Origin of the sequence: Haloferax chudinovii, from assembly GCF_042663345.1 — an archaeon.
GTDB lineage: Archaea > Halobacteriota > Halobacteria > Halobacteriales > Haloferacaceae > Haloferax > Haloferax chudinovii.
Window position 1 is genome coordinate 434,733 of the sequence record NZ_JBHTAB010000001.1, and the last position, 25,116, is coordinate 459,848.

The following is a 25,116-nucleotide window of genomic DNA, read 5'->3' on the forward strand; positions in this document are numbered from 1 at the left end:
CTTCGCGCCGCGCGCCCCGCCGCGGGCGTCGGACGGGTACTCCCTTTGAACGCCCGAGCGACGGCGCTCGCCGACTCCCGCCTCAGTAGACGACGTAGAGGAGGACGTAGACGACGTTTCCGAGGACGAACGAGACGAGCCACAGCGAGGCGGCGACGCGGCCGAACCGAGCGTGTTCGGTCCCGAAGACCTCCGTTATCGGCCGCGTCAGCGCCAACAGCAGGACGTAGTAGACGACGGGGACGCAGACGACGGCCAAGAGGATGTGTACCGCCAGCGTCGGGAGGTAGACGAACTGGTAGACCGCGTCGGGGCCGGGGAACTCCGCGGTCCCCTGGACGACGACCTTGTAGAGATAGAGGACGAGGAACGTCGCAAACAGGAGGAACGAGGCGAACATCATGCGCCGGTGGCGCTCGATTTCGCCGCGCCGAACGAACCGGACGCCGGCGAGGATGGTGACGATGGCGACGGTGCTGATGACCGCGTTGACGTGCGGAATCGCGTTCAGCGCGGCCGCCGGCGCGGTCGGAATCGCGGCGCGGGGAATCGCGCCGAGCGCCGCGCCGAAGACGAGCGCGAGCGACAGCACCGAGAGGAGAGCGGTCAGTCCGCGGACGTGGTCGCGTGCTCGGAACTCCATGGGCGTATCCCGGTGCCGCGAGGCCAAAATCGTTCTGTCGCCCGCCCGCGGCACGACGCCTGCAAACGCCCGCCATTGCCGAGTCGAAAGGAAAGTCATTTAAATTACCGCGGGGTAACGGAGAATGCAGTAAGACACAGCGAGCGTGGGTAGCCAAGCCAGGCCAACGGCGCAGCGTTGAGGGCGCTGTCCTGTAGAGGTCCGCCGGTTCAAATCCGGTCCCACGCATCGCATGTGCGGACTCACAGTCCGCAATGAGGCGGCGTAGCCGCCGAATGATGCAGGTGACGTCCCTACACGGACATCACCCACGCACAATCCTTCCACGAAACTACACCCCCGAGAGGCACTCCTCTCTGGGTTTCTCTGAACTATTCCTCGATAGCGAGGGCGCGGTCCTGTAGCGGTCCGCCGGTGAGAATCCGGCTCGCCGGATTCGAACGTCGAGACGAGCGAAGCGAGTCTCGGAAGTTCAAATCCGGTCCCACGCATCGCATGTGCGGACTCACAGTCCGCAATGAGGCGGCGTAGCCGCCGAATGATGCAGGTGACGTCCCTACACGGACATCACCCACGCACAATCCTTCCACGAAACTACACCCCCGAGAGGCACTCCTCTCTGGGTTTCTCTGAACCGCCCCCCGGTGAGAGACACCTCTCTGAGCGTCTCGCTATTCACCGGTCAGCGGCCGTGCCGGCTCCGGATTCGAGCCCCAGCGTCGCCCCGTGCCGCGAGTTTAAAAGGGTCGAACGAGTAACACGGGGCATGGCCAAGTACTCGACGAACCGGGGCGGTGGCGGCGGCGACGGCGACAGTTGCGAACTCTGCGGTCGCAGTACCGCGAAGCTCCGGCGCGCGAACGTGGCCGGCGCGGACCTGTTGGTCTGCCCGGACTGCGCGCCACACGGCGAGAACCGCCACGCGGACCGAAAAAGCGGGTCGAGCGACACCTCCCGGGACGGTTCTTCGGGGAGCCGCAAGAAGCGCGCCGCCCAGCGGACGGCGAAGATGTACGACAGCGCGAAGGGCGATTCCAAGCACTGGGAGGAAAAGGGGACGAACTACGAGAAAGACCGGCTTCCTTACCTCGTCTCCGGCTACGGCGTCGTCGTCGAGTCGGCCCGGCAGGACGCCGGCCTCCAACTCGCCGAACTCGCCGCCGAACTCGACCTCGACGAGAAGCAACTGCTCGCCATCGAGCAGGGCCGCGCCACGCGGGCGAACGTCGGCGGGTCGGCAATCCGCGCGCTCGAAGAGCGCCTCGACGTGACCCTCGTCGACGAGTAGCACGATTTTTCTCGGTCGGGCGTCTCGACGCGCATATGTCCGACTCACTCGCACCCGAGTCGCCGACGGTCCGGGCGTTCGACGCGACGGTGACGCGCGTCGACGGTCGGTCGGTCACGCTCGACGAGACGTACTTCTACCCCGAAGGCGGCGGTCAGCCCGCCGACCGCGGTGTCCTCGGCGGCGTCGATGTCGAACACGTCCGCACGAACGCCGACGGCGCGGTCGTCCACGACCTCGCGTCCGACCCCGACGTCGGCGTCGGCGACGAGGTGACCGGCGTCGTCGACGACGACTTCCGGACGTACTGCATGCGAGCGCACACCGCCAGTCACGTCCTCTACGGCGCGGGTCGCCGCATCTTCGACGACCTCGGTTACGGCGGCTTCGACATCTCTCCGGAGAAGGTCCGCGTCGACTTCGAGACCTCGACCGAGGTCGACGACGACGCGCTCGTCGAACTGGAGCGCCTCGTCAACCGGGCGGTGTGGGACAGCCGCGAGGTGTCGTGGGAGGAGATTTCCGTCGCGGAAGCCCGCGACCGGGAGGAAATCGCGTTCAACGTCAAGACCGAAGAGGGCGTTTTCGCCGAGTCAGAGACGGTCCGAGTCGTCTCCATCGACGGCTGGGACTGGGCGGCCTGCGGCGGCACCCACGTCTCGGACACCGTCGAAATCGGGCCGGTCGAGGTGCTCGGACGGTCGAACCCCGGCGAGGGACTCACCCGCGTCGAGTTCGCGGTCGGCCCGTCGGCCATCGACCGGCGCGCCGCGGTCCGAACGTCCGCCTACGAGGCCGCCCGAGCGCTCGGCACGAACCTCGATGGGCTGGGGGAGTCGGCCGCCGGCACCGCGGCCGCCCGCGAAGAACTGGAGTCCGAACTCGTCGACCTGAAATCCGAAGTCCTGCGCTCCCGTCTCGCCGACTTCGAGACTGTCGAGCGCGACGGACTGACGTGGAACGTCGGAGTGGTCTCCGGCTTCGACGCGAACGAGGTCGGTGAGGCCGCCAAGGAAGCCCGCGACGGAGCGGACGTAGACGTGTTCGTCGCCGTCGGCGAGTCAGACGCGCCGTTCGTCGTCGTCGCCAGCACCGGCGACGCGGCCGCCGGGGAGGTCGTCGCCGAGGTGACAGACGAGTTCGGCGGCGGTGGCGGCGGTGGGCCGATGTTCGCGCAAGGCGGCGGCCTCGGCGCGCCGGCCGACGAGGTGCTGGCGTACGTACGCGACTGAGTTGGCTCCGCCAGTCGCGGCTGTGGTGTGCTGACGCCCGGCGGACGCCCGACGGTTCGATCATCTTTTTCAATGATGGTCCGTACTCATCACCATGGAAACCGTAGGGTCTGCCACGGGTCTGACCGACGAGCAACGGGCCATCCGCGACGTCGTCCACGAGTTCGCCGTCGAGGAGATTCGCCCGACCGCGCGCGAGGCCGACGAGACGGAGACGTTCCCCGAGGACGTGTGGGACGGTCTCGCCGAACTCGACCTGACCGGGCTGACCGTCCCCGAGGAGTACGGCGGGTTCGGTGCGGACCGCGCCACCTACGCCGTCGTCAACGAGGAGGTCGCCTACGGCCAACTCGCCGTCGCCACGGCGCTCTCCGTGCACTGTCTCGCCACCGAGTGCATCGCCGAGTTCGCCACCGACGAGCAGAAGGAGACGTGGCTCCCCGAGATGGCCCGCGGTCGGCCGGTCGGCATGTTCGCCCTCTCCGAGCCGGACGCCGGGTCGAACCCCGCAGAGATGTCGACGGTCGCCCGGCGTGAGGGCGACGAGTACGTCATCAACGGCAAAAAGCAGTGGATAACGAACGGCCAGCGCGGCGGCGTCTGCGTCCTCTTCGCCAAGACCGACCCGGACGACCCCTCGTCAGTCACGCAGTTCCTCGTCCCGGAGTCGGCCGGCTACGAGGTCGGCAAGAAAGAAGAGAAACTCGGTCTCCGCGCGTCCGACACGACGGCGCTCCGCTTCGACGACGTGCGCATCCCGGCCGAAAACCGGCTCACCGAGGAGGGCAAGGGGCTCTCAGCGGCCTTCCGCATCCTGACTGGCGGCCGAATCGGCATCGCCTCGCAGGCCGTGGGGCTCGCGCAGGCCGCGCTCGACGACGCCATCGACTACGCGAACGAGCGCGAGCAGTTCGACGAGCCCATCTCGAAGATTCAGGCGGTTCGCCACAAAATCGCCGACATGGGCACGCAGGTCCACGCTTCGCGGATGCTCGTCCGCGAGGCCGCCCGCGTCGCCGACGCCGGCGACGACCCGCGGACCGCGGCGTCCATCGCGAAGTACTTCGCCAGCGAGGCCGCGGTCGACGTGACCAACGAGGCCGTGCAGGTCCACGGCGGCTACGGCTACACCACCGACTTCGACGTGGAGCGCTACTACCGCGACTCGAAGATAACGACCATCTACGAGGGGACCAGCGAGATTCAAAAGGAAATCATCGCGCGGTCGCTCCTCGACTGAACGGGGCGAGCCGGCGAGCCGGCCTCTGTTTCCGCCAGTCGAGTCGCTCACGGGCTCCGGGCGAACGTCGGCAGTCCTCGCTCGCGGACCACGTCGGCGGCGGCGACGCCCGCGAGGAGGAGACAGCCGACGAGCGTCACCCACGCGCCGGCCGCCGAGACGAAGGTCTCGTCCCACAGCTGGATGAACCGCAGGACTGCGACGGTACCGACGACGCCGACGACGAGTTCCGCGCGGCGGGAGCGCCGCCCGGCGAGCGCGGCCACCGAGAGCAGGACGACAGTCGGGAGGAGGACGATGCCATGGACGAGTTCCAGTCCGTTTCCCATGCCGCCGTAGTAGACTGAGATGACCGGCCCCTCGTAGGCCGGGTCGACCTGAATCCACGGGAGGAAGACGCCGGCGGCGACGACGAGCGACGGGAGGACCGGTGCGAGGCGTTCGCGGAGCGGGGTCGCCATGCCGGAGTCGACGCCGGGTTTCCGTATAGGCCTTCGCCCGAAGCGTCTTTTCCCCGCGGTTCCCTACTGCGGGCAATGACGCTCCCCGACCTCTCGGCGTTCGACGCGGTCGTCTACGACCTCGACGGGACGCTCGTCGATCTCCGCGTCGACTGGAACGACACCGCCCGCGATGCCGCGGCCGTCCTGCGGGACGCCGGCGTCGACGCCGACTCGCTCGACCTCTGGAAGATGCTCGACGCGGCCGACGACGCCGGCGTCCGCGACGAACTGGAGCGGGAAATCGCGGCGCACGAGCGGGAGGGTGCGTGGGTTTCCGACCGCCTCCCGCTCGCGGACCACCTCGCCGAGGACGGCGTCCCCTCCGGCGTCTGCTCGCTCAACGCCGAGGACGCCTGCCGGGTCGCGCTCGACGTGCACGACCTTTCGGACCACGTCGACGCCGTCGTCGGCCGCGACACCGTGGCGACGCAGAAGCCCGACCCGGAGCCGTTGCTCGCGACGCTCGAACGCATGGCGGTCGGCCCCGACTCGGCCGTGTTCGTCGGCGACTCGGCCCGCGACGAGGTGACGGCCGACCGCGCCGGCGTCGCCTTCAGATACGTCGACGGTGGTCCCTCCGGCGTCTGAACGGAGACTCGAGGAACTGGAACAGCTGGAACAGAGCAGAAGCGACGACAGGAGCTGACAGGCGGCACGACCGCTCCGCCGGGCGTCGTGCCGCGCTCCCGCGTCTCGCCCGGCGGCGATGCGCAACGCACGGGGACGCTGGCCGCGGAATGCGTGATAAACCTCGGCCTCCCGGCGCGGGCGTTAAGCCCGCTGAGTCCTACGCTCATCCATGGGATTTCCGGTTTCGTACTACTGTCCGCACTGCGGCGCGGTCGTCGAACTCGAACGCGACGGCTATCTGGCCGACAAGTCGGTGACGCCGTACCCCCTCGAAGGATGGACGTACGCCGACCCGACCGACGACTTCGAAGACGCCGAGGGCGTCCGGTTCGTCTGCGGCGAGGGAGAGAGCGAAGTTGAGGGCGAGGGAGAGGGTGGTGCGTCCCTGTCGTGGACCGGCGACGTGGTCGACGCCGACGACGTAGAGCGCCCCGGGCTGGCGTCGCCGTGCGGCCGCGAGTTTTACCTCTCGTTCGTCAGGTACGAAGACGGCCGCGAAGTCGAGGCGATTCCCGAGAGCGACTACGTCGTCATCGGCGGGCGGGGTCCCTCGGGGCCGGCCGGACCCGGCGGACCGAACGCGGGGCCGCGCGGTCCCGGCGGGTTCTGAGTCTTCGGCGCGACTCGCGCACCCGTGCGCACCGAGACGCGATGTCTTCGCGTCGTGCGAACGCGCGTCACTCCGTATTCAATAGCTCACGCGTCGACTATCCGCCATGGTTCCCATTCAGTCCTCGTTCGGTCTCGGCGACGCGCTGTTCTTCGTCCCGTTCGTCGCCCTCGCCGTCGTCATCTTCGCGTTCGCCGGCGCGGTGGTCTACCTCGAACACAGAAAAGAGATAGCGCTCATCGAGCGCGGGTACTACGACGACATCGGCCGCGACTCGCGGGCGTGGATTCTCGGCGGCGGCCTGCTCGTCCTCGCTATCGGCCTCGGGAGCGTCGTCTCGGCACTCCTCTCGGGGGGCGCGGTCGGCGACGGCGTGACCGCGGTGTTCGTCGGTCTCGCGGCGCTCGCGTACTACTTCTACAAGCGCCGCGCGGTCGGGACGACCGTCGCCTGACCCGCGAACACGGGTCGGGAGCTCAGCCCTTGATGTTGCAGACGGGGAACGTCCGTGCGACCTTGTCGCCGATGCCCAACTCGTCGGAGACGCGGACGACCTCGTCGACGTCCTTGTAGACGCCCGGCGCTTCTTCGGCGACTGTCGCGCCCGACTGGGCCTTCACGTATATCTTGTCCTGCTCGCGGAGTTCGTCCTGCACCGTCTCGCCCCAGTACTCCTGTTTCGCCTTCGTCCGGCTCATGAGCCGGCCCGCGCCGTGGGCCGTCGAGCCGAAGGTGAGGTCGAGCGACTGGTCGCCCCCGCGGAGGACGTAGCTTCCCGCGCCCATGCTCCCGGGGATGATGACCGGCTGGCCCACGTCGGCGTAGGCGGGCGGGAGTTCGGGCCGGCCCGCGGGGAACGCCCGCGTCGCGCCCTTCCGGTGGACGTAGAGTTCGCGCTCCTCCCGCTCGACGGCGTCGCCGTCTCGGACGGGTCGCCCCTCCGGGTCGACCCCGACCTCGTGGACCTCCTTCTTGGCGATGTTGTGGGCCACGTCGTACAGAAGGCGCATCTCCATGTCGCGCCAGTCGCGGTCGAACACGTCGGCGAACACCTCGCGCGTGCGGTGCATGATGAGCTGTCGGTTCACCCACGCGAAGTTGATGGCGGCGCACATCGCGCCGTAGTACTCCTCGGCGAGCTCGGAGCCGGCGGGCGCGGCCGCGAGCTCCTTGTCCGGTAGTTCGTCGAGCAGGTCCTTGTGTTCCTTCTCGATGCGCCGGAGGTAGTCGGTGCAGGTCTGGTGGCCGAGTCCGCGGGAGCCGCAGTGGATGAGCACGACGATTTGGTCGGCTTCGAGGCCGAACGACGCGGCCACGTCGTCGCGGTAGATGTCGGTGACGCGCTGGACTTCGAGGAAGTGGTTCCCGGAGCCGAGACTGCCGATTTGGTTGCGGCCGCGGTCCTTCGCCTTCTGGGAGACGAACTCGGGACGGGCGTCGTCGCGGAAGCCCTCGTCCTCGCAGTGGGCGAGGTCGTCCTCCGTGGCGTAGCCGGCGTCGACCGCCCAGCGCATCCCGCGGGCGAGGATGTCCTCGATGGTCTCGGCGTCGCCTTTGACGACGCCACCGCCACCGAGCCCCGAGGGAACGGCCTCGAACAGGGCGTCGACGAGTTCCTCCTCGTGTCCTTGGAGGTCCTCGTAGGTGAGGTTCGTCGTCATCATGCGGACGCCGCAGTTGATGTCGTAGCCGACCGCGCCGGGCGAGATACAGCCGTCCGTGGCGTCGGTCGCGCCGACGCCGCCGACCGGGAAGCCGTAGCCTTGGTGGCCGTCGGGCATGCAGATGGCGTGGTTGGCGATGCCCGGCAGGTGCGTCGCGTTCCGGAGCTGTTCGAGCGTCTTGTCGTCGCCGATGTGGTCGAGCAACGCCTCGGAGGCCAGCACCCGCGCGGGGGCGTTCATTTCGCCCTCTTGCGGAATCTCCCAGACGTGCTCGCGAACCCGTCGCAGTTCGATGTCGCCGAACTCGCGCGTATCCATACCCGGACAATCGACGCGCCGACTCAATAGGATTCCGTCACGCGCCCGCGGACCGCCCGGACGCGTCACCATCGCTCTCGGCGTCGTCCGCGTCGCGGTCGGACAGCGCGCGGTCGACAGAGAGCGGCCCGCCGCCGGTCACGAGTAGCGCCGACACGAGACCGAAAAGCGAGATGTGCGCCAGCACGGGGTCGTCCGGCAGGCCGAACAGCGTCGTCGTGAACAGCAGGAAGGCGACGGTGGTGGCCGCTCGGGTGAACGCGCCGGCGACGAGCAGAACGCCGACGAGCGCCTCGGTCAGCCCCGCGCCGACGACCCACAGTTCGGGCGCGACCGGGACGACCGCGGTGAGGTCGTACTTGGCGACGACCGCGAGCGCACCGCCGGGTTCCATGAGCTTCTGGGCGACGCCGAGGTAGACGAACGTGAGGCCGAGGCCGACCCGGAGAACCACGGGCACGTAGGATTCGAGGTGGCGAGTCCGCTCGACGAACGGGAGGGCGACCCGTCGGTAGAACGGGTCGACGCGGGAGTAGAACGTCCGGTCGTCGGCCGCCATCGAGGCGACGACGTGGTCGGCGCTGGGGCGACCCCCGCCGACGAGCGCGATAGCGAGGAAGCCGGGAACGTACTCGAACGCGAGCACGAGCGCCGGTTCGACCGCCAGCCCGACGAGGTAGGCCCCGAGGCCGACCGCGGCGACGAGGCGCGTCCCGAACCCGAACAGCAGGAGGAACCCGACCGTGATACCGAACAGTCGGACGAAGACGGGCGACGAGGACTGGACGACGGGCGAGAAGAAGTAGCCCGAAAAGCCCGCCCCGACGAGCGGGAGCCCAACCGCGAGGCGGAGGAGCCACGGGAGAAGCGACTCGTAGGACGCCATCGTTCGGCGGAACGCCCGAACGTCGTTCGGGAGCGGCCGGAACCGAAGGTAGGCCGCGCCGCCGAGCGCGACGCCGAGGCCGCCCGCGCCGAGGACGGCGAGATTGAACGGGTCCGTCAGCGCCGCCAACAGAAACGCCGCCACCTCGACGGGGTCGCTCCCTGTCGTCACGTACTTGACGTGCGCGCTCGCGTTCCCCGCCCCCGCCGCGAGGAGCGCGACGAGGCCGGCGAGTCGGGTCGCCCCGCGGACGTGCTGTGTCATGTCCCGAATTACGACCGACTGGATATAACGGCGCGGGATGAATACGACAGAAATCCGGCGAGAGAAGGTATACAACGATTGAATCGGAACGTCACACGTCGAAGACGACGTACGCCTCCCAGCCGCAGTCGGTCGCTTCCAGCCGCATCTCGGAGTAGGTGACGGCCTTCACGTCGCGGGCGTCCACGTCGGCGAAGGGGACGCCCCGCGCGGACGCCTCGACGACCCACTCGTCGCCCTCTCGGCGGACGGTCGCCTCGTGGGCCGCGGGGAGGACGCCGCGCACGTCGCGCTCGTAGATGAGTTGGTCGAGGTAGTCGAACAACAGCGCCTCGCGGCCCTCCGCGCGGACGGTGAAGGAAAAGCGGTCGCCCGTCTCGGCGGGGGCGTCGCACATCGAGGCGGTGAGCCCGTCGGCGACGGCGGCGAAGACGCCACCGAGGCTCTCGCCGTCGGCCTCGACGGCCACGTCGGCGGTGTGGTCGCGGAGCGTAAATCCCATACGGAAGGACGGACGCCGCCGACCCTCGTCCTTTCGGTCGACGGCGAGCGTGCGTCCGGGGGCCGCTGACCCGCGCGCTTCGTGTCGTCAGGCTATCGAGTCGGCCGGCGGCGACCGCGTCCGGGTGTCCGTACGGACGGTGGAGTTATATTCTCGCTCCGGTTACGACGGGATGTGAGCGTCAACGTGGAGATGCGGGTAGACGCCCCCGGCCAGCGCGAGTACGCCGAGGAGGCGTGGGACCTGAAAGAGCGGATTCGGGTCGAAGAAGGCCTCCTGAAACAGCGACGGGGCTTTTTCATGGACGCCTACCGCCGGTCGAACACGTATCTCCTCTACGAGAACGACGCGCTCGTCGCGTTCGCGTCCACGCGGCGCGACGGCTACATCCTCTTTCTCGCGGTCTCGCCCGACGCCCGCGGCGAGGGCTACGGCAAGCGCCTCGTCGCCGAGGTGGCGAAGGAACACCCGGTCGTGACCTGCCACGCCCGGACGACGAACACGAACGCGCTCGACTTCTACGAGGAGATGGGCTTCGAGGTCCGCCGCCGCATCGACAACTACTACGAGGACGGCGGGGCCGCGTTCTACCTCCGACTGGGCGAGGAAGCCGGCCTCAGAGAGAAGCTTTCGGAGTTCCTCCGCCGGTAGTCGACCGACTGCGACCGTTCGACGCCGATTCGAGAGCGGCCGCGCCCTCCTCGCTTCCCTTGCGCGTATCCTTAATTTTTATTCACTTCCTAGTATATATGGCTGATATGTACATCGGAGTGCTCACCGTCCCGCTCGGAGACGAACCCCTCGACGACGCGCTCGACTACCTGTCGGGTATCGGCGTCGACGGCGTCGAACTCGCCGTCGGCGGCTGGCCCGGCGAGGACCACGTCGACCGGAGCGCCCTCGTCGCGGACGAGAACGCGCAGGCCGACCTCCTCGATTCGGTCGAGAGCCGAGACCTGCAAATCAGCGCGCTCGCCACGCACAACAACCCGTTGCACCCGGACGAGGAGACGGCCGCCGAGGCCGACACCGAACTCCGCGAGGCAATCGAACTCGCGGACGCCCTCGACGTGAACACCGTCACCTGTTTCTCGGGGCTCCCCGCCGGCGGTCCGAACGACGAGGTGCCGAACTGGATTACCGCGCCGTGGCCGACCGAGCACGCCGACGCCCACGACTACCAGTGGGAGGTCGCCGTCGACTACTGGTCCGACCTCGCCGCGTTCGCCGACGACCACGGCGTCGACGTCGCCATCGAGATGCACCCGAACATGCTCGTCTACGAGCCGACCGGGATGCTGAAGCTCCGCGAGGCGACGAACGAGCGCATCGGCGCGAACTTCGACCCCTCGCATCTCTACTGGCAGGACATCTCCATCACCGACGCGATTCGGTTCCTCGGCGCGGAGGACGCTATCCACCACTTCCACGCGAAGGACACGAAGGTCTACGAGTCCGAGTCGCGCATCAAGGGCGTCCTCGACACGACCTCGTACGCGGACACCGCCAACCGCTCGTGGCTGTTCCGCTCTATCGGCTACGGCCACGACGAGGGCCACTGGAAGGACGTGGTCTCGACGCTCCGGATGGTCGGCTACGAGGGCGCGCTCTCCATCGAACACGAGGACGCGCTCACGTCGTCCACGGAGGGACTCGAAAAGGCCGTCGACGTGCTCTCGCGCGCCGTCTTCGAGACGCAACCCGGCGACGCCTACTGGGCGGAGTAATCCATGACTGAACCACTCACCGTCGGCGTCCTCGGCTACCGATTTATGGGGAAGGCGCACTCCAACGCGCTCGCCCGCCTGCCGATGTTCTTTCCCGACGCGCCCGACGTGGAGCGCTCCGTCATCGTCGGCCGCAACGAGGAGGCGCTTTCCGACGCCGCAGACCGCTTCGGCTTCGAATCGACGGCGACCGACTGGCGCGACGTGGTCGACGACGTGGACGTGTTCTACAACCTCGGGCCGAACCACCTCCACGCCGAGCCCTCTATCGCCGCGCTCGAAGCCGGTGCCAGCGTCTTCTGCGAGAAGCCGCTCGCGCCGACGCTCGACGAGGCCGAGGCGATGCGCGACGCCGCCCGCGCGGCAGACGGCGTCGCCGGCTGTGCGTTCAACTACCGTTTCGTGCCCGCCATCCGGTACGCGAAGGGGCTCATCGAGGACGGCGAACTCGGCGAGATTCGACACGTCCGCGGGCGCTACTTACAGGACTGGCTCGTCGACGCCGACGCGCCGTGGACGTGGCGCATGGACGAAGACGCCGCGGGGTCCGGCGCGCTCGGCGACCTCGGCGCGCACACCGTCGACCTCGTTCGGTTCCTCGTCGGCGACCGCGCCGGCGACATCGAACGCATCTCGGGCTACCTCCAGACGTTCGTCGACGAGCGACCCGTGCCCGGCACGGACGAGTACAAGCCCGTGACCGTCGACGACGCCTACACCGCGCAGGCCGAGTTCGAAAACGGCGCGGTCGGGAGCTTCGAGGCCTCGCGGTTCGCCGACGGCCACAAGAACGACCACACAATCGAGATTCACGGCTCCGAGGGGAGCCTGCAGTTCTCGCTCGAACGCCTCAACGAACTGGAGGTCAAAACCGGCGACGCCCGCGGCTACGAGACGGTGCTCGTCACCGACGAGACCGACCCCTACCTCGACCACTGGTGGCCGCCGGGCCACGTCCTCGGCTGGGAACACACCTTCGTCCACGAGAACTACGAGTTCCTGTCGGCGGTCGCCGAGGGCGGCGACTTTTCGCCCTCCTTCGAGGACGGCTACGAGGTGCAAGCGATTCTCGACGCCATCGAGCGCTCCGACGAGGCCGGCGAGTGGGTCAGCCTCGGCTGACGGCGTTGAAACGACAGAGAGTGACTCGACTGCGGGCGACTCGCCGCCCGCTCAGAACTCGATGACGCCCTCGTCGGTGATGACCTCGTCGATGAGGTCGACCGGCGTGGCGTCGTAGGCGGGGTTCTCCAGTTCGATGCCCTCGACGGGTTCGAGCATGACCTCGCTGGGCGAGCGAATCTCGTTTTCGAAACGGAAGCCGCCGTCGACGACCTTCGCGCCCGAGCCGACGACCGTGACCGGCACGCCGACCTCGTTGGCGGCGGCGACGAGCGGGAACGTCCCGATGCGGTTGTAGAGCGTCTCCTCGACGATGCAGTCCATGCCGATGATGACGCGGTCGCACTTCGGGAGGAACATCCCCGACGCGCTGTCGACCATCAGGTGCGGCTCGACGTCGTCGATGGCGGCGAGTTCGCGCGCGAACTTCCGGCCGAGGAACCGCGGGCGGGCCTCCGTCACGTAGGCGGTGAGTTCCGCGCCGTCGGCGACGGCGAGTTCGACGGCCTCCATGACCGTCGAGGAGTAGTCGTGCGTGAGGAACGTCTGGCCGTCCTCGATGGTCGCGGCCGCCTGTTGGGCCGCGTGGCGCTTGCCCGTCTCGACGGTCTCGACCACGCGGTCGATGGTCGCCACGGTGAGCTCCCGCGCCTCGTCGAGGTCGTCGGCCTCGCCTTGGACGTTGCGAAGCACGTCCTGCAGGGCGTTGTACAACGACGCGTGCGAGGGGTTCGCCCGCTTGAGCGCGCCGACGTTACGTTCGAGGTCGCGTTCGAACTCCTCGACGGTCGCGTAGTCGCGCTCGGTCAGCTCCGCGAGCGCCCGCGTGGCCTTGACGGCGACGACCGAGGAGCTGTGCGTCTGCATCTCGCGAATCTCCCCGATGGTCTCGTCTATCATACGAGAACGTCGCCGTATCGTGTGAAAGAGTTTCCGGGAGCGAGCGCCGGTGCGGTCGTCGTCGCGGGCGCGGTCCCGCGGTCGGTCCGCGGTCGGCCCATAGTCGGCCTCAGTCCTCCGCGTCGATGTCGGTGTCCAACTCGACCTCGGGGGGCGTCCCGCCGTCGCCCGCGTTGGTCCGCTTGGCGTAGACGAACAGGGCGACGGCGGTCACGAACCAGATGACCGCGCCGACGCGGACCGCGAACTCGGCGCGCGCGCCCCACGTCTGGAGTCCGGCGTTAATCGAGAGGACCGCGACGATGGGCGAGCCGACGAGAATCGTCGTGACGAACGTCATCTGCATGACCCACCCGTAATCGACGCCGTCCGGATTCGAGCGCTCGACTGGTTGCACGGGTAGCAGTTTCACGGCGACGGCTAATGCGTGCCGGTTCCCGGTCGCGGCGCGCGCTCGCCGGCCCGCGAGCCCGCGCTCAGCAGGCGGCGCTCGTCGAGGTCGGTTCGGTCGGAATCTCGTAGTCGACGAGGACGCTCGACGACCCGTCTTCGCGTTCGATGACGACGCGGTAGCGCTGGCCCGCCTCGCAGATGGGGCGGAGCGCGCTGTCGGAGCCGGACCCGTCGATGTGGGCGTACTCGCCCGCGGGGCCGACTGTCTCGCCGCCGGTCCACACGTCCTCCCACGCGATGCGGTTGTTGGCGTCGTCGACGACGAACACCTGACCGCCGTCTTCGATACTGCCGAACTCGTGGGTGATGTTGATGTACGCGCCGTTCGCGCCGTTGCCCGGGCCGTCGGGGTGGTAGGCGACGTCGAACGACACCTGCGGTTGCGGCTCGGTGAGCACGTCTTCGAACCCCATCACCATCACGCCGACCGTGGCGGCGAGGAGGACGACGATAACGACGAGAAGCGAGACGCCGACGACCGGCGAGAGTCCCCGGGTGGACCGGCGTTCGGAGGGCGATAAAGCGGGCATGCGTCGTTCGCACGGGCGCGTTCAGCTGAGTAAAGTGTTACTGCGGACGAACGCCGGGGCGACCCGCGCGGACGTCGCGGGTTGACGCGGGCCGACGCGGGCCCGCCGACCCGCGTTCGCGACGCAAGGGTAACCTGATAACGCGGACCCGCGAACGACCTCGCATGGTCACGGTACGGTCCATTCGGACGAAGGCTGGTAGCGAGCCCATCACGATGCTCACGGCGTACGACGCGCCGACCGCGAGCGTCGTCGACGAGGCGGGCATCGACGTCATCCTCGTCGGCGACAGCATGGGCAACACGGCGCTCGGCTACGACTCGACGCTCCCGGTGACCGTCGAGGACGTGGCGAGCCGGACCGCCGCGGTGGCGCGCGCGACCGACGACGCCCTCGTCGTCGCCGACATGCCGTTTCTCTCGGTCGGCGTGGACGAGGCGTCGAGCGTCGAACACTGCGGCCGGATGCTCAAGGAGGCCGACGCCGACGCGGTTAAACTGGAGTGCGGCCCCCACACCGTCGAGTTGACCGAACACCTCGTCCGGCTCGGCATCCCGGTGATGGCCCACCTCGGGCTGACGCCCCAGCGCGTCAAGGAGGTCGGCTACGGCAGGCAGGGAACCGACCGCGACGACGCGCGGGAGATTCTCGACCTCGCGACGGCCCACGCCGATGCGGGGGCGTTCTCGCTCGTTCTCGAACACGTCCCGGCGAACCTCGCAGAACAGGTCACGGCGGCCATCGACATCCCGACAATCGGTATCGGTGCGGGCCCCGACTGCGACGGGCAGGTGCTCGTCGTCGACGACGTCGTCGGCATGAGCGACCGCACCCCGCCCTTTGCGGCCCAGTTCGGCGACGTGAAATCGGAGATGGAGCGGGCGGTCGGCGCGTACCGGGACGCCGTCGAGACCGGCGAGTTCCCGGCCGACGAACACAGCCACGTCGAAGGCGACCTCGACGAACTGTACTGAGCGTCGCCCGCTCTCGCTCACTTTTGTCCCTCGCGCCCGGTTGCGGTTGCTCGTCACACGACCTACGCGACGCGGCGGTCGAGGAACGATTTCACGGCCTCGTTGAACGCCGCCGGGCGTTCGAGCATCGCCAGATGCGCGGCGTCTCCGACCGTCCCGAGTTCGCAGTCGGGCATCGTCTCCGCGAGGTACTCGTGGTACGACGGCGGCGTCAGGCGGTCGTACTCGCCGACGAGCGCGAGCGTCGGAACCGAAATCTCGCCCACCTCGTCGCGCACGTCGAAGGTGTGACACGACAGGAAGTCGCGGCGGGTGACGGCCTGTCCGGCGTCGTACATCGCTTCTTTCGAGCCCTCGACGAGTCGCTCGTCGTCGGCGTGGAACAGTTTGTCCTCGCCGTGGAGAAAGGAGACGGCGCGGTCGAAGTCGTCGTCGAGCCAGCTCAGCAGGTCCGAGAGCACGGCGAGTTTCGCGCCCGTGCCCGCGAGGACCAGCGCGTCGAGCTCGAGGTCGCGTTCGAGCGCGAGCGTCAGAGCGACCGCGCCGCCGAGCGAGTTGCCGACGAGGACGCTCGCGTCCGTCGCCTCGGCCACGGCGACCACGTCGTCGACGTAGGCCGACAGCGTCTCGTAACCGGCGTCGGCGTCCACGTCGTCGCTGTCGCCGTGGCCGCTCAGGTCGAGCGCGACCATCGGGTAGTCGCTCGCGAGGCGGAACTGACCCCGCCAGACACCGTGTGCGCCGCCGCTCCCGTGCACACAGAGAACCGTCGGTCCCTCTCCCCCCGCGTCGCGGTATCGATAGGCTGTCTCCCGTCCGTGGTGGTCCGCCGAAGCCCTTTCCATACCTCGAAACTGGTCGCCGCGAGCCAATAAAGCCCCACGCCGGCACCGAGTTTCGGCGGCGGGGCGAAACGGCCGACCGTGCGGCCCACTGCCGAGGCCACTAGTTTGACGTTACTCCGCCGCGAACTGTACGGTGAGGCGTGGCGACTGTGAACCGCAATTCAACCGAAACACGAGATATCGGTGTCGTCACCCGATTCACTGGGAAAAGACTTATATACCCAAAACGCTAACCTTGGGTTAGACTTACCATGAGCATGCAACAGTTCGCCGGCGGGAACGAGCGATTCATTCGCCGGTACGAATACGAAGACAGCTGGGTCATCGCGGCCGACGTGGGTCTCTCGGAAGAGGAGATCGACGTGGACATCGTCGGGTCGACGGCCATCGTCGTGGCCGACACCGGCGACCGCGTGACTGAGACGGAGTTCGAACTTCCCGCCGGCGGCGACGCCGACGTGTCGGTTCGAAACGGCGTGCTCACCATCATCCTCACCAAGTAAATGAACCTCATCGTCAAACCCCTCAAGCAGAAGGACGCCGGCCGCGGGCTCGCCGCTATCGACCGAGCCGCGGCCGCGGAACTCGACCTCGAAGGCGGGGATTTCATCCGCATCGACGGTCCGAACGACGGGACCGCCATCGCCCGCGTCTGGCCCGGCTACCCCGAAGACCAGGGCACGGGCATCATCCGTATCGACGGTCGCCTCCGCCAGCAGGCCGGCGTCGGCATCGACGAGCGCGTCGACGTGGAGAAAGCCGACGTGAAGCCCGCAAAGCGCGTCACCATCGCGCTCCCGCAGAGCCTCCGCATCGGCGGCAACATCGGGACCTACATCCGGGACAAGCTCTCGGGCCAGCCGGTCGCGCAGGGCCAGAGCGTCCAGCTCCCGCTCGGTTTCGGCTTCATGAGCGCGTCGAACCAGTCGGTCCCCATCAAAATCGCGTCGACGGACCCCGACGGGACCGTCGTCGTCACTGACAACACCGAGTTCCAGGTGAGCCAGAAGCCCGCCGAGCAGATTTCGGACGCCGCGCCGGGGGACGACAGCGGTCCCTCCGTCACCTACGAAGACATCGGCGGTCTCGACAAGGAGCTCGAGCAGGTCCGGGAGATGATCGAACTCCCGATGCGCCACCCCGAACTGTTCAAGCGCCTCGGCATCGAGCCGCCGAAAGGCGTCCTCCTGCACGGCCCGCCGGGCACGGGGAAGACCCTCATCGCGAAGGCCGTCGCCAACGAAATCGACGCCTCGTTCCACACCATCTCCGGCCCGGAGATTATGTCGAAGTACTACGGGGAGTCCGAAGAACAGCTCCGCGAAATCTTCGAGGAGGCCACGGAGAACTCGCCGGCCATCGTCTTCATCGACGAGCTCGACTCCATCGCGCCCAAGCGGAGCGAGGCCGGCGGTGACGTGGAACGCCGCGTCGTCGCCCAACTGCTGTCGCTCATGGACGGCCTCGACGAGCGCGGCGAGGTCGTCGTCATCGGCGCGACGAACCGCGTGGACGCCATCGACAACGCGCTCCGCCGCGGCGGCCGCTTCGACCGCGAAATCGAAATCGGCGTGCCGGACCGCGACGGCCGCAAAGAGATCATGCAGGTCCACACGCGGAACATGCCGCTGACCGACGATGTGGACCTCGACGAATACGCCGACAGCACCCACGGCTTCGTCGGAGCCGACCTCGAATCGCTGGCCAAGGAGTCGGCGATGCACGCCCTGCGGCGCATCCGGCCGCAACTCGACCTCGACGCCGAGGAGATAGACGCCGAGGTGCTCGAAGGCCTCAAAGTCACGGAAGACGACTTCAAGCAGGCGCTCAAGAGCATCGAACCCTCGGCGCTCCGCGAGGTGTTCGTCGAGGTCCCCGACGTGACGTGGGAGGACGTCGGCGGACTCGAGCCCACGAAAGAGCGCCTCCGCGAAACCATCCAGTGGCCCCTCGAATACCCCGAGGTGTTCCAGCAGATGGACATGGACGCCGCCAAGGGCGTCCTGATGTACGGCCCGCCGGGCACCGGAAAGACCCTGCTGGCGAAGGCCGTCGCCAACGAGGCGGAGTCGAACTTCATCTCCATCAAGGGCCCCGAACTCCTGAACAAGTTCGTCGGCGAGTCCGAAAAGGGCGTCCGCGAGGTGTTCAAGAAGGCCCGCGAGAACGCCCCGACGGTGGTGTTCTTCGACGAAATCGACTCCATCGCGACCGAGCGCGGCCGCGACTCGTCGAGTTCGGGCGTCACCGAGCGCGTCGTCTCCCAACTGCTCACCGAACTCGACGGCCTCGAAGCGCTCGAAGACGTGGTCGTCATCGCGACGACCAACCGGCCGGACCTCATCGACTCGGCGCTCCTGCGCCCCGGCCGCCTCGACCGCCACGTCCACGTGCCCGTCCCCGACGAGGGGGCCCGCCGCGCCATCCTCGAGGTGCACACCCGCAACAAGCCGCTCGCGGACGACGTGGACCTCGACAGAGTCGCGTCGAAGACCGACGGCTACGTCGGTGCCGACCTCGAAGCGCTCGCCCGCGAGGCGTCGATGAACGCCTCCCGCGAGTTCATCCGAAGCGTCGAGAAAGAAGAGATCGGCGAGAGCGTCGGGAACGTCCGCGTGACGATGGAGCACTTCGAGGACGCCCTCGACGAGGTCGGCGCGAGCGTCACCGACGACGTGCGCCGCCGCTACGACGAAATCGAAGAGCGCTTCCAGAAGAGCGAGGTCGAACGCGACCGCGAGACGGAAGTCGGTCGCACCTTCCAGTAAGCCTCCCGCGGCCGTCGCCCGGCCGTCACCCGACCATCACCCAACCGTCGCGCGACCTCCCGTGCGACCCCTTCGACCCCCGCGATGCAGACGATTTTTCGAACTCGACCCACCGAGCGGTGGCGCTGTCGGCCGGGGTCCCCGGCCGGTTCGCCGGTCAGTTCGCGGCGACTGTTCGACCGCCACCAGCGCGACACGGCACCGCGACCGTCACGTTCATATCACTCCCATCTGCTACGTAGTGGTACGCAGTCCTCAGGATACGAAATAATCAACGGGTTCTACGTTTATTTCACCGGAAATGCGGTGTGTCTCCCGTCGTTTGTAAAGAATGTACTCGGTCGGTAGTTGTCGATTCGGCGCGAGGAGCGAGGAGCGGCCGACCGACCGCTCAGTCGTCGAGGTCGGCGAGGATTTCGTCGGCGTGGCCGTCGGGCGAGACGCCCTCGTAGACCCGTTCGATGGTCCCGTCGGGACCGACGAGGTAGGAGTTTCGGAAGACTCCGTCGAACGTCTTGCCGAACATGTTCTTCTCGCCGTATGAGTCGTACGCCGAGGAGACGCTCCCGTCCTCGTCCGACAGGAGTGTGAACGGGAGGTCGTACTTCTCGGCGAACGAATCGAGGTCCGAGACGGGGTCGTCGCTGATACCGAGGACCGTCGCGTCGCGTTCCTCGAACTCGTCCCACGAGTCGCGGAAGCCGCAGGCCTCGGTGGTACAGCCCGGCGTGTCGGCGCGCGGATAGAAGTAGACCACGACGTGTTCGCCGCGGAAGTCGGACAGTGAAACGAGGTCGCCGCGCTGGTCGGGCAGTTCGAAGTCGGGGGCGTCGTCGCCGGGTTCGAGCATAGCCACCAGTTCAGGCGGCGGAGAGAAGGGTCTTTCTCAGTCGAGTCGCTCGGCCGCGCCGCGCTCGACCAGCGGGTCGGCGTTGGCCGCCGGGAGCGTCACCACGTCCTCGGTTGCGAGGTCGTACTCGCGCTCGTCGACGCCGAGGATGGTCCCCACGTCGGCGGTGATGCGCACCGTCTCGCGCTCGTCGGCGAGGCCGGAAAGCGGGTCGTCGTCGGACGGTTCCACCGCGTCGGTGTCGCCCGCGGACGGGGCCGCGGTCTCCGGGGCCGGTTCGTCCAGCGGAATCGCGGGCTCAGAGTCCACGGGGTCGGAGTCCGCAGGGTTGGAGTCCGCGGGGTCGGAGTCAACGGGGTCAGAATCAGCGGAGACAGCGGCGGCCTCGGCGGCCGACCGGTCGGTCCCCGTCTGCGGTGTCGGCTCCGCGTTCGAGGCGTCATCGACGGTCTCGCCGCCCATCGCGTCAGCGAGCACGTCGCCCGCGGCCGAGTCGCCGGTGGCGGCCTCGGGGGCGCTGGCGTCGGTTCCGGTGCCGGTCGGCACGGTCTCCGGGTCCGGCTCATCCGGCGGAATCGCGGGACTGGAACCGCCGACCGCGTCCGGAGCCGTGTCCGTCGCGGGGGCCGACTCGGCACCGGGCCCACCGGCGTTCGGTTCCGCGGTCGTCACGTCGGTCGCCGCAACGTCGTCCGGCGGGGAGTCGGCGGCCGACACGTCTTCGAGCGCGGAGAGCACCGTCCCGCGGTTCTCCTCGATGCGGGCGACGAGGTCGTCGAACAGCCGTTTTTCCTCGCGGGTCAGCCCGCCCGTCTCGGCGGACATCCCCGCGGCCGCGAAGCTCGCGGCCTTGACGACCTTGCCGACCCGGCGCTCGTAGATGGAGGTGACGACCTCCTCTGCGGTCTCGATTTCGTCCGTGAGCCGCCGAATCTCCGGCGAGTAGTGGGTGCCGAGCTGTTCGGCCTTCTGCTCGCGTGTCGCCTTCTGCTCGGCGATGAACTCCGCGACGTCCTCGTAAAACGACTCGCGGAGGTGCTGTAGGCTGTCTTTCTGTCGCTCCGTCCGAAGCACGCTCCTGAGGTCGTCTACGTTCATTCTGTCACCTTCTCGGCTCGACCGCGAGTCATGAGAAACACGCCGAGGCTCTCGTCTACCGACTGCACGCCGGAGTCGAGTGTAAAGCTATCGCCGTCGAACTCGACCGCGCCGGGGTCGGTCACGTTCACGGCGATGTCGCGGCCGCGGAAGCGGTCCGGCACCGCGTCGGAAAGGGGGTCGAAGCCGTCGATATCGTCGCGGCCGAGCGGTTCGACGACGAGTCCCGACCCGCCGTGGAGGCTCTTGGGGAGGCGAATCAGTCGCTTCGTGTCGGTCGTCACGGGTTCGTCTATCGGCGAGGTGTCGGCCTCGACGGTCTCGTGTGCGAGCGCCTCGACCAGCGTCCGGACGCCCGGGCCGCCGGCCTCGACGTTGCCCTCGCGGACGGCGTCGGGGTTGTTGCGGAACGCGCCGAGAATCGTCTCCGCGCGCCCGTCGCCGATGCCGTCGAGTTCTTTCAGCCGCGAGAGTGCGGCGTCTTCTTCCATCTCCAACAGCGCGTCCACGAAATCGAGGAGTCGCCGGTGCGTCCGCCGGCCCCACCCGCCTTCGGTTCGGAGGACGCGCTGGGTCGTCGTCCCATGTTGTCGCGTCTCGACGAGCGCGTCGAAATCGAGGTCGATGGCGCGGATGTAGTCGACCACCTCGCGGCGGGCCTCGCTGTCGAGGCCCCGGACCGACTCGTCGCGCACGTGGACGTGATAGCCGCGGCCGCCGGAGAACACCGCCTGCGTCTCCTCGAAGGCGAAGTCGTCTTCGAGGAGGGAAAGCAGGTCCAACAGGGCCTCCTTCCCGGCGTCGAGCATATCGGCGTAGCCCGTCGTCTCGGGGTCGATTCCCGGGAGGTGGTCCGCGTCGATGTCGAACACGAGGTCCGCCTCGCGCCAGCCCTTGTCGTCCATCGAGCCCGCGCCGGGGTCCGAAAAGCGGGCCGACGAGAAGTAGACGTGCCGGGGCGCGCTCCGGGCGAGGTAGTCCGAGAGGTCGCCGAGGTCGAGAAGCGACTGGTGGCGGTGCATCCGCGTGCCGCCGGCCGACCACGGGATGACGCCCCACTCTCGTTCGCCCGGTGCGGGCGGGAGCGGAACGTCGGTGCTCCGGTAGTAATCGCCGAAGCGACCTTCGAGGTACTCGCGAGTGCGCCCGTCCATACACCTCGGGTTCCGGTGGCGCGGGTAAAGCGATTACGTCTCCACGCGTCCGTGGTCGTTTCTCTCACCGTCAGCGCGTGCGTATGCTTATCGTTGTCGTTCGTGTATGAACCGATGTGACCGACATGGAGTACACCTACCTCGGCGACACCGGCCTCGAAGTCTCGCGGCTCTGTCTCGGCTGTATGAACTTCGGCTCCAGCGCGGAGTGGATGATGAACGACAGGCAGGCGAGCCTCGACCTCCTCGACAGCGCGCTCGACGCCGGCATCAACTTCCTCGACACGGCGAACGCCTACTCCCGCGGGGAGTCCGAGGAAATCGTCGGCGAGGCCATCGCCGAGCGCGACCGCGAAGAGCTCGCCATCGCGACGAAAGTCTACTTCCCGATGGGCGACGGGCCGAACAAGTCCGGGCTCTCGCGCAAGCACATCATCGACCAAGCGCACGCGAGCCTCGACCGCCTCGGCACCGACTACATCGACCTCTACCAGATTCACCGCTGGGACGACGGCGTCCCCATCGAGGAGACGCTGTCGGCGCTCGACTACCTCGTCGAGGAGGGCCTCGTCCGGTACGTCGGCGCGTCCACGATGTCGTCGTACCAGTTCACGAAGGCGCTGTACACGGCCGACGTGGAGAACCTCGAACGCTTCGCCTGCATGCAACCGGAGTACAACGCGGTCGACCGCCACGAGGAGGCGAACCTGCTTCCGGTCTGCGAGGGCGAGGGCGTCGGCGTCGTCCCGTGGTCGCCGCTTGCGGGCGGTTTCCTCACGGGCAAGTACGAGCGCGACGCCGAGGTGCCCGCGGACACGCGGGCGGAGTCCGACGAGTACACGTCGAACCGCTTTACCGACGAGAACTGGGCCGTGCTCGACGCGATTCGGTCGCTCGCCGAGGAGAAAGACGCCACGCCCGCGCAGGTGTCGCTCGCGTGGCTCCTCCACAAACCCGTCGTGGACGCGCCCATCATCGGGCCGCGCCGACTCGACCACCTCGAAGAGAACGTCGGCGCGCTCGACGTGGACCTGAGCGACGACGACGTCGAGCGAATCGAGGCTCCGAAGTCGCCGAGGTGGCCCGCGCCGGGCAAGGACTAAGCGCCCGACGGCCCATACTTCATATACAATAATTACATATATCGAACCGATTGAATTTCGAAGTGCGGTTAATAGTATCAAGTAGTTTACTACAACAGCGGTAGTGGCCAGCACCAAAACTATAAATAATCAGTAATTGTAGTGTACAAACTGTAATGGTTGATGCTGACTCACGCAAGGGCAAGCGTACTGGCGTCTCTCGACGCAGTTTTGTGAAAGCGGCCGGCGCATCGGGCGTCGCCGTCGGGTTGGCCGGATGCATTAGCACCGGCGGCGGTGACGGCAACGGCGGCGGTAACGGCGGCACGGACACCGCCACCGACACGCCGATTAACACCGAAGCGTCCACCGAGGACATCACGCTTCAGTGGGCCGCTGACACCCGGGTCGCGGAGGCGGAAGCGGAAGTCGTGCAGGCGCTCCGGGACGCCGGCCTCCCGGAGAACATCGACATCGACATCCTCGCCGGCTCGCAGGTGACGGACAACAGACAGGCCCAGTACCAGCAGTGGCTCTCCGGCGGTCGCTCGGAGCCGACGCTACTCATGATGGACAGCGGGTGGACGATTCCCTTCATCGCCCGCAACCAACTGCAGAACCTCTCGCAGTCGCTCCCTTCGGAGCTGACTTCGACCATCGAAGAGGAGTACTTCGAGGCCAGCGTCTCGACGGCGACGGGGCCGAACGGCGACCTCTACGGTCAGCCGCTGTTCCCCGACTTCCCGACGGTCCAGTACCGAAAGGACCTGCTCCGCAACGCGGGCTACACCGACGAGGACTTCTCGACGTGGGCGACCGAGTCGATGTCGTGGGAGGAGTTCTCGCGCGTCACGCGGGAGGCGCTCGACGCCAACTCCGACATCGAGAACGGCTTTACGTTCCAGGCGAACGTCTACGAGGGCCTGTCGTGCTGTGACTTCAACGAGTTCATGACCTCGTACGGCGGCGCGTACTTCGGCGGCCGCGAGAACCTGTTCGGCCCCATCGGCGACCGCCCCATCACGGTCGAAGAGGAGCCGGTTATCAACGCGATTCGGATGGTTCGGACGCTCATCCACGGCGAGGACGACGAGTACGCCCTCGACGGCATCACGGGCGGCGTCTCGCCGGAAGCGGTCCTCCAGTGGACGGAAGACCCGTCCCGACAGCCCTTCACGACCGGCAACGCGGTCATGCACCGCAACTGGCCGTACTCCATCGTCATCAACGGCGCGGAGCCCTCGGAGGAAAACGATCAGACCGGCTTCGGCGAGGACCTCGGCGTCATGCCGATTCCGTACGGCGTCACCGCCGACGAGGCCCAGTACGAGGGCACCGGCGGCCCCGTCGCCGCCCTCGGCGGCTGGCACATGACGATGAACCCGAACTCCTCGGACGAACAGAAGCAGGCCGCGGTGGAGGTGCTTCGGACGATGCAGACCGAGCAGTTCCAGCTCGACATGTTCCGCATCATCGGCTGGATTCCGCCGCGCCCGACCCTCCTCGAATCCGACCAGGCCGCCGAGGTGCCCATCATCGGCCGCTACCTCGACGCCCTGAAGGTCGCCGGCGAGAACGCCATTCCGCGCCCGGTCACCGTCGTCTGGCCCCAGCAGTCCGGCCGCATCTCACAGGAGGTCAACGCCGCGTTCGCCCAGGAGAAATCCCCCGAACAGGCGATGTCCGACCTCGCATCACAGCTCGAACAGATCGAACAGAACGCGTAGAGCAACGTCTTTACCGAGACGTAACCAATACACACGTTATCATTTGACATGGCCACCGAACAACAATCAGGGGAAGCGCTTTCCGACACCCGGAGGAGCGGCCCGT

General features: G+C 67.8%; 26 protein-coding genes and 1 tRNA gene. 15 read left to right on the forward strand and 12 right to left on the reverse strand.

Translation table 11 applies throughout. The annotated features are described in order from the left end of the window. Positions 1–82: 82 nt before the first annotated feature. Positions 83–643 (reverse strand): DUF420 domain-containing protein, encoded by a 561-nt coding sequence (locus ACFQI8_RS02195; RefSeq protein ID WP_390242548.1) that lies wholly within the window; start codon positions 641–643, stop codon positions 83–85. Between the two features lie 143 nt (positions 644–786). Here ACFQI8_RS02195 and ACFQI8_RS02200 point away from each other — a divergent pair. From ACFQI8_RS02200 to ACFQI8_RS02215, 4 genes are all read left to right on the forward strand, one after another. Further along, positions 787–871: transfer RNA gene (locus ACFQI8_RS02200), tRNA-Leu, on the forward strand. Between the two features lie 538 nt (positions 872–1,409). Next, the gene (locus ACFQI8_RS02205; protein WP_390242549.1) at positions 1,410–1,931 is read left to right on the forward strand and encodes a helix-turn-helix domain-containing protein; all 522 of its coding nucleotides are present in this window, start codon (positions 1,410–1,412) and stop codon (positions 1,929–1,931) included. Positions 1,932–1,966: 35 nt separating this feature from the next. Further along, on the forward strand, positions 1,967–3,163 hold the full coding sequence (locus tag ACFQI8_RS02210) for an alanyl-tRNA editing protein (RefSeq protein WP_390242550.1): 1,197 nt from the start codon (positions 1,967–1,969) through the stop codon (positions 3,161–3,163). Between the two features lie 94 nt (positions 3,164–3,257). Beyond that, complete coding sequence (locus ACFQI8_RS02215; protein WP_390242551.1) at positions 3,258–4,403, forward strand: acyl-CoA dehydrogenase family protein; 1,146 nt, start codon at positions 3,258–3,260, stop codon at positions 4,401–4,403. Positions 4,404–4,450: 47 nt separating this feature from the next. On the opposite strand, the gene ACFQI8_RS02220 is transcribed toward ACFQI8_RS02215, so the two are convergent. Continuing rightward, a complete protein-coding gene (locus ACFQI8_RS02220) occupies positions 4,451–4,864 on the reverse strand; it encodes a hypothetical protein (RefSeq protein ID WP_390242552.1) in 414 nt (137 codons plus the stop codon). A gap of 75 nt (positions 4,865–4,939) precedes the next feature. Between ACFQI8_RS02220 and ACFQI8_RS02225 the strand changes: the two genes are divergently transcribed. The 3 genes from ACFQI8_RS02225 (at position 4,940) to ACFQI8_RS02235 (ending at position 6,600) form a co-directional block, all read left to right on the forward strand. After that, positions 4,940–5,494 (forward strand): HAD family hydrolase, encoded by a 555-nt coding sequence (locus ACFQI8_RS02225; RefSeq protein WP_390242553.1) that lies wholly within the window; start codon positions 4,940–4,942, stop codon positions 5,492–5,494. Between the two features lie 211 nt (positions 5,495–5,705). Beyond that, positions 5,706–6,146, forward strand: a complete 441-nt coding sequence (locus ACFQI8_RS02230) for a hypothetical protein (protein ID WP_390242554.1) — start codon at positions 5,706–5,708, stop codon at positions 6,144–6,146. 106 nt (positions 6,147–6,252) lie between these two features. After that, positions 6,253–6,600 (forward strand): hypothetical protein, encoded by a 348-nt coding sequence (locus tag ACFQI8_RS02235; protein WP_390242555.1) that lies wholly within the window; start codon positions 6,253–6,255, stop codon positions 6,598–6,600. 22 nt (positions 6,601–6,622) lie between these two features. On the opposite strand, the gene ACFQI8_RS02240 is transcribed toward ACFQI8_RS02235, so the two are convergent. The 3 genes from ACFQI8_RS02240 to ACFQI8_RS02250 form a co-directional block, all read right to left on the reverse strand. Next, positions 6,623–8,128, reverse strand: a complete 1,506-nt coding sequence (locus tag ACFQI8_RS02240; RefSeq protein ID WP_390242556.1) for an RtcB family protein — start codon at positions 8,126–8,128, stop codon at positions 6,623–6,625. 37 nt (positions 8,129–8,165) lie between these two features. Continuing rightward, positions 8,166–9,278, reverse strand: a complete 1,113-nt coding sequence (locus ACFQI8_RS02245) for a DoxX family protein (RefSeq protein ID WP_390242557.1) — start codon at positions 9,276–9,278, stop codon at positions 8,166–8,168. A gap of 91 nt (positions 9,279–9,369) precedes the next feature. Beyond that, the gene (locus tag ACFQI8_RS02250; protein WP_390242558.1) at positions 9,370–9,780 is read right to left on the reverse strand and encodes an archease; all 411 of its coding nucleotides are present in this window, start codon (positions 9,778–9,780) and stop codon (positions 9,370–9,372) included. Positions 9,781–9,954: 174 nt separating this feature from the next. On the opposite strand from ACFQI8_RS02250, the gene ACFQI8_RS02255 reads away from it, so the two are divergent. From ACFQI8_RS02255 to ACFQI8_RS02265, 3 genes are all read left to right on the forward strand, one after another. Further along, the gene (locus tag ACFQI8_RS02255) at positions 9,955–10,431 is read left to right on the forward strand and encodes a GNAT family N-acetyltransferase (RefSeq protein ID WP_390242560.1); all 477 of its coding nucleotides are present in this window, start codon (positions 9,955–9,957) and stop codon (positions 10,429–10,431) included. A gap of 107 nt (positions 10,432–10,538) precedes the next feature. Next, on the forward strand, positions 10,539–11,507 hold the full coding sequence (locus ACFQI8_RS02260; protein ID WP_390242562.1) for a sugar phosphate isomerase/epimerase family protein: 969 nt from the start codon (positions 10,539–10,541) through the stop codon (positions 11,505–11,507). A 3-nt stretch (positions 11,508–11,510) separates the two neighbouring features. Beyond that, positions 11,511–12,629, forward strand: coding sequence for a Gfo/Idh/MocA family protein (locus ACFQI8_RS02265; protein WP_390242563.1), 1,119 nt, complete (start codon positions 11,511–11,513; stop codon positions 12,627–12,629). Between the two features lie 51 nt (positions 12,630–12,680). Here the strand turns inward: ACFQI8_RS02265 and ACFQI8_RS02270 are convergent, their stop codons facing one another. The 3 genes from ACFQI8_RS02270 to ACFQI8_RS02280 form a co-directional block, all read right to left on the reverse strand. Next, positions 12,681–13,529 carry an eIF2B alpha/beta/delta subunit family protein gene (locus ACFQI8_RS02270; protein WP_390242565.1) on the reverse strand — a complete coding sequence of 283 codons (849 nt, stop codon included), beginning with the start codon at positions 13,527–13,529 and terminating at the stop codon, positions 12,681–12,683. Between the two features lie 109 nt (positions 13,530–13,638). Beyond that, positions 13,639–13,875 carry a DUF5822 domain-containing protein gene (locus tag ACFQI8_RS02275; RefSeq protein WP_390242967.1) on the reverse strand — a complete coding sequence of 79 codons (237 nt, stop codon included), beginning with the start codon at positions 13,873–13,875 and terminating at the stop codon, positions 13,639–13,641. A gap of 130 nt (positions 13,876–14,005) precedes the next feature. After that, the gene (locus ACFQI8_RS02280) at positions 14,006–14,512 is read right to left on the reverse strand and encodes a type IV pilin domain-containing protein (protein ID WP_390242567.1); all 507 of its coding nucleotides are present in this window, start codon (positions 14,510–14,512) and stop codon (positions 14,006–14,008) included. 164 nt (positions 14,513–14,676) lie between these two features. Between ACFQI8_RS02280 and panB the strand changes: the two genes are divergently transcribed. Beyond that, positions 14,677–15,486, forward strand: coding sequence for a 3-methyl-2-oxobutanoate hydroxymethyltransferase (gene panB / locus ACFQI8_RS02285; protein ID WP_390242569.1), 810 nt, complete (start codon positions 14,677–14,679; stop codon positions 15,484–15,486). 62 nt (positions 15,487–15,548) lie between these two features. On the opposite strand, the gene ACFQI8_RS02290 is transcribed toward panB, so the two are convergent. Beyond that, positions 15,549–16,331 carry an alpha/beta fold hydrolase gene (locus ACFQI8_RS02290; protein ID WP_390242571.1) on the reverse strand — a complete coding sequence of 261 codons (783 nt, stop codon included), beginning with the start codon at positions 16,329–16,331 and terminating at the stop codon, positions 15,549–15,551. Between the two features lie 251 nt (positions 16,332–16,582). Between ACFQI8_RS02290 and ACFQI8_RS02295 the strand changes: the two genes are divergently transcribed. Together ACFQI8_RS02295 and ACFQI8_RS02300 are read left to right on the forward strand one after the other, a co-directional pair. Further along, on the forward strand, positions 16,583–16,834 hold the full coding sequence (locus tag ACFQI8_RS02295) for an Hsp20/alpha crystallin family protein (RefSeq protein ID WP_390242573.1): 252 nt from the start codon (positions 16,583–16,585) through the stop codon (positions 16,832–16,834). Next, positions 16,835–19,099, forward strand: a complete 2,265-nt coding sequence (locus tag ACFQI8_RS02300; RefSeq protein ID WP_390242574.1) for a CDC48 family AAA ATPase — start codon at positions 16,835–16,837, stop codon at positions 19,097–19,099. Between the two features lie 391 nt (positions 19,100–19,490). Here ACFQI8_RS02300 and bcp read toward each other — a convergent pair whose 3' ends face one another. Genes bcp through priS form a run of 3 tightly spaced genes read right to left on the reverse strand, consistent with a single transcriptional unit; the run spans position 19,491 to position 22,201 of the window. Beyond that, the gene (gene bcp, locus ACFQI8_RS02305) at positions 19,491–19,949 is read right to left on the reverse strand and encodes a thioredoxin-dependent thiol peroxidase (protein ID WP_390242576.1); all 459 of its coding nucleotides are present in this window, start codon (positions 19,947–19,949) and stop codon (positions 19,491–19,493) included. Positions 19,950–19,985: 36 nt separating this feature from the next. After that, positions 19,986–21,047, reverse strand: a complete 1,062-nt coding sequence (locus tag ACFQI8_RS02310; protein WP_390242578.1) for a DNA replication complex subunit Gins51 — start codon at positions 21,045–21,047, stop codon at positions 19,986–19,988. After that, entirely contained in the window at positions 21,044–22,201 is a 1,158-nt protein-coding gene (priS, locus tag ACFQI8_RS02315) for a DNA primase small subunit PriS (RefSeq protein WP_390242579.1), read from the reverse strand. The genes ACFQI8_RS02310 and priS overlap by 4 nt, the downstream gene beginning before the upstream one ends. Positions 22,202–22,326: 125 nt before the next feature. On the opposite strand from priS, the gene ACFQI8_RS02320 reads away from it, so the two are divergent. After that, on the forward strand, positions 22,327–23,304 hold the full coding sequence (locus tag ACFQI8_RS02320; protein WP_390242968.1) for an aldo/keto reductase: 978 nt from the start codon (positions 22,327–22,329) through the stop codon (positions 23,302–23,304). A gap of 155 nt (positions 23,305–23,459) precedes the next feature. Beyond that, positions 23,460–25,010, forward strand: a complete 1,551-nt coding sequence (locus ACFQI8_RS02325) for a substrate-binding domain-containing protein (protein WP_390242581.1) — start codon at positions 23,460–23,462, stop codon at positions 25,008–25,010. Positions 25,011–25,116: the final 106 nt, after the last annotated feature.

Excerpts from the sequence above, each read along its gene's own strand:
- ACFQI8_RS02230 (WP_390242554.1), top strand. The coding sequence starts at position 5,706 with ATGGGATTTCCGGTTTCGTACTACTGTCCGCACTGCGGCGCGGTCGTC.
- ACFQI8_RS02195 (WP_390242548.1), bottom strand. The coding sequence starts at position 643 with ATGGAGTTCCGAGCACGCGACCACGTCCGCGGACTGACCGCTCTCCTC.
- ACFQI8_RS02245 (WP_390242557.1), bottom strand. The coding sequence starts at position 9,278 with ATGACACAGCACGTCCGCGGGGCGACCCGACTCGCCGGCCTCGTCGCG.
- ACFQI8_RS02300 (WP_390242574.1), top strand. The coding sequence starts at position 16,835 with ATGAACCTCATCGTCAAACCCCTCAAGCAGAAGGACGCCGGCCGCGGG.
- ACFQI8_RS02240 (WP_390242556.1), bottom strand. The coding sequence starts at position 8,128 with ATGGATACGCGCGAGTTCGGCGACATCGAACTGCGACGGGTTCGCGAG.
- priS (WP_390242579.1), bottom strand. The coding sequence starts at position 22,201 with ATGGACGGGCGCACTCGCGAGTACCTCGAAGGTCGCTTCGGCGATTAC.
- ACFQI8_RS02280 (WP_390242567.1), bottom strand. The coding sequence starts at position 14,512 with ATGCCCGCTTTATCGCCCTCCGAACGCCGGTCCACCCGGGGACTCTCG.
- ACFQI8_RS02310 (WP_390242578.1), bottom strand. The coding sequence starts at position 21,047 with ATGAACGTAGACGACCTCAGGAGCGTGCTTCGGACGGAGCGACAGAAA.
- ACFQI8_RS02325 (WP_390242581.1), top strand. The coding sequence starts at position 23,460 with ATGGTTGATGCTGACTCACGCAAGGGCAAGCGTACTGGCGTCTCTCGA.
- ACFQI8_RS02270 (WP_390242565.1), bottom strand. The coding sequence starts at position 13,529 with ATGATAGACGAGACCATCGGGGAGATTCGCGAGATGCAGACGCACAGC.
- ACFQI8_RS02265 (WP_390242563.1), top strand. The coding sequence starts at position 11,511 with ATGACTGAACCACTCACCGTCGGCGTCCTCGGCTACCGATTTATGGGG.
- ACFQI8_RS02275 (WP_390242967.1), bottom strand. The coding sequence starts at position 13,875 with ATGCAGATGACGTTCGTCACGACGATTCTCGTCGGCTCGCCCATCGTC.
- ACFQI8_RS02225 (WP_390242553.1), top strand. The coding sequence starts at position 4,940 with ATGACGCTCCCCGACCTCTCGGCGTTCGACGCGGTCGTCTACGACCTC.
- ACFQI8_RS02210 (WP_390242550.1), top strand. The coding sequence starts at position 1,967 with ATGTCCGACTCACTCGCACCCGAGTCGCCGACGGTCCGGGCGTTCGAC.
- ACFQI8_RS02250 (WP_390242558.1), bottom strand. The coding sequence starts at position 9,780 with ATGGGATTTACGCTCCGCGACCACACCGCCGACGTGGCCGTCGAGGCC.
- ACFQI8_RS02235 (WP_390242555.1), top strand. The coding sequence starts at position 6,253 with ATGGTTCCCATTCAGTCCTCGTTCGGTCTCGGCGACGCGCTGTTCTTC.
- bcp (WP_390242576.1), bottom strand. The coding sequence starts at position 19,949 with ATGCTCGAACCCGGCGACGACGCCCCCGACTTCGAACTGCCCGACCAG.
- ACFQI8_RS02215 (WP_390242551.1), top strand. The coding sequence starts at position 3,258 with ATGGAAACCGTAGGGTCTGCCACGGGTCTGACCGACGAGCAACGGGCC.
- ACFQI8_RS02260 (WP_390242562.1), top strand. The coding sequence starts at position 10,539 with ATGTACATCGGAGTGCTCACCGTCCCGCTCGGAGACGAACCCCTCGAC.
- ACFQI8_RS02220 (WP_390242552.1), bottom strand. The coding sequence starts at position 4,864 with ATGGCGACCCCGCTCCGCGAACGCCTCGCACCGGTCCTCCCGTCGCTC.
- ACFQI8_RS02290 (WP_390242571.1), bottom strand. The coding sequence starts at position 16,331 with ATGGAAAGGGCTTCGGCGGACCACCACGGACGGGAGACAGCCTATCGA.
- ACFQI8_RS02295 (WP_390242573.1), top strand. The coding sequence starts at position 16,583 with ATGAGCATGCAACAGTTCGCCGGCGGGAACGAGCGATTCATTCGCCGG.
- ACFQI8_RS02320 (WP_390242968.1), top strand. The coding sequence starts at position 22,327 with ATGGAGTACACCTACCTCGGCGACACCGGCCTCGAAGTCTCGCGGCTC.
- ACFQI8_RS02205 (WP_390242549.1), top strand. The coding sequence starts at position 1,410 with ATGGCCAAGTACTCGACGAACCGGGGCGGTGGCGGCGGCGACGGCGAC.
- panB (WP_390242569.1), top strand. The coding sequence starts at position 14,677 with ATGGTCACGGTACGGTCCATTCGGACGAAGGCTGGTAGCGAGCCCATC.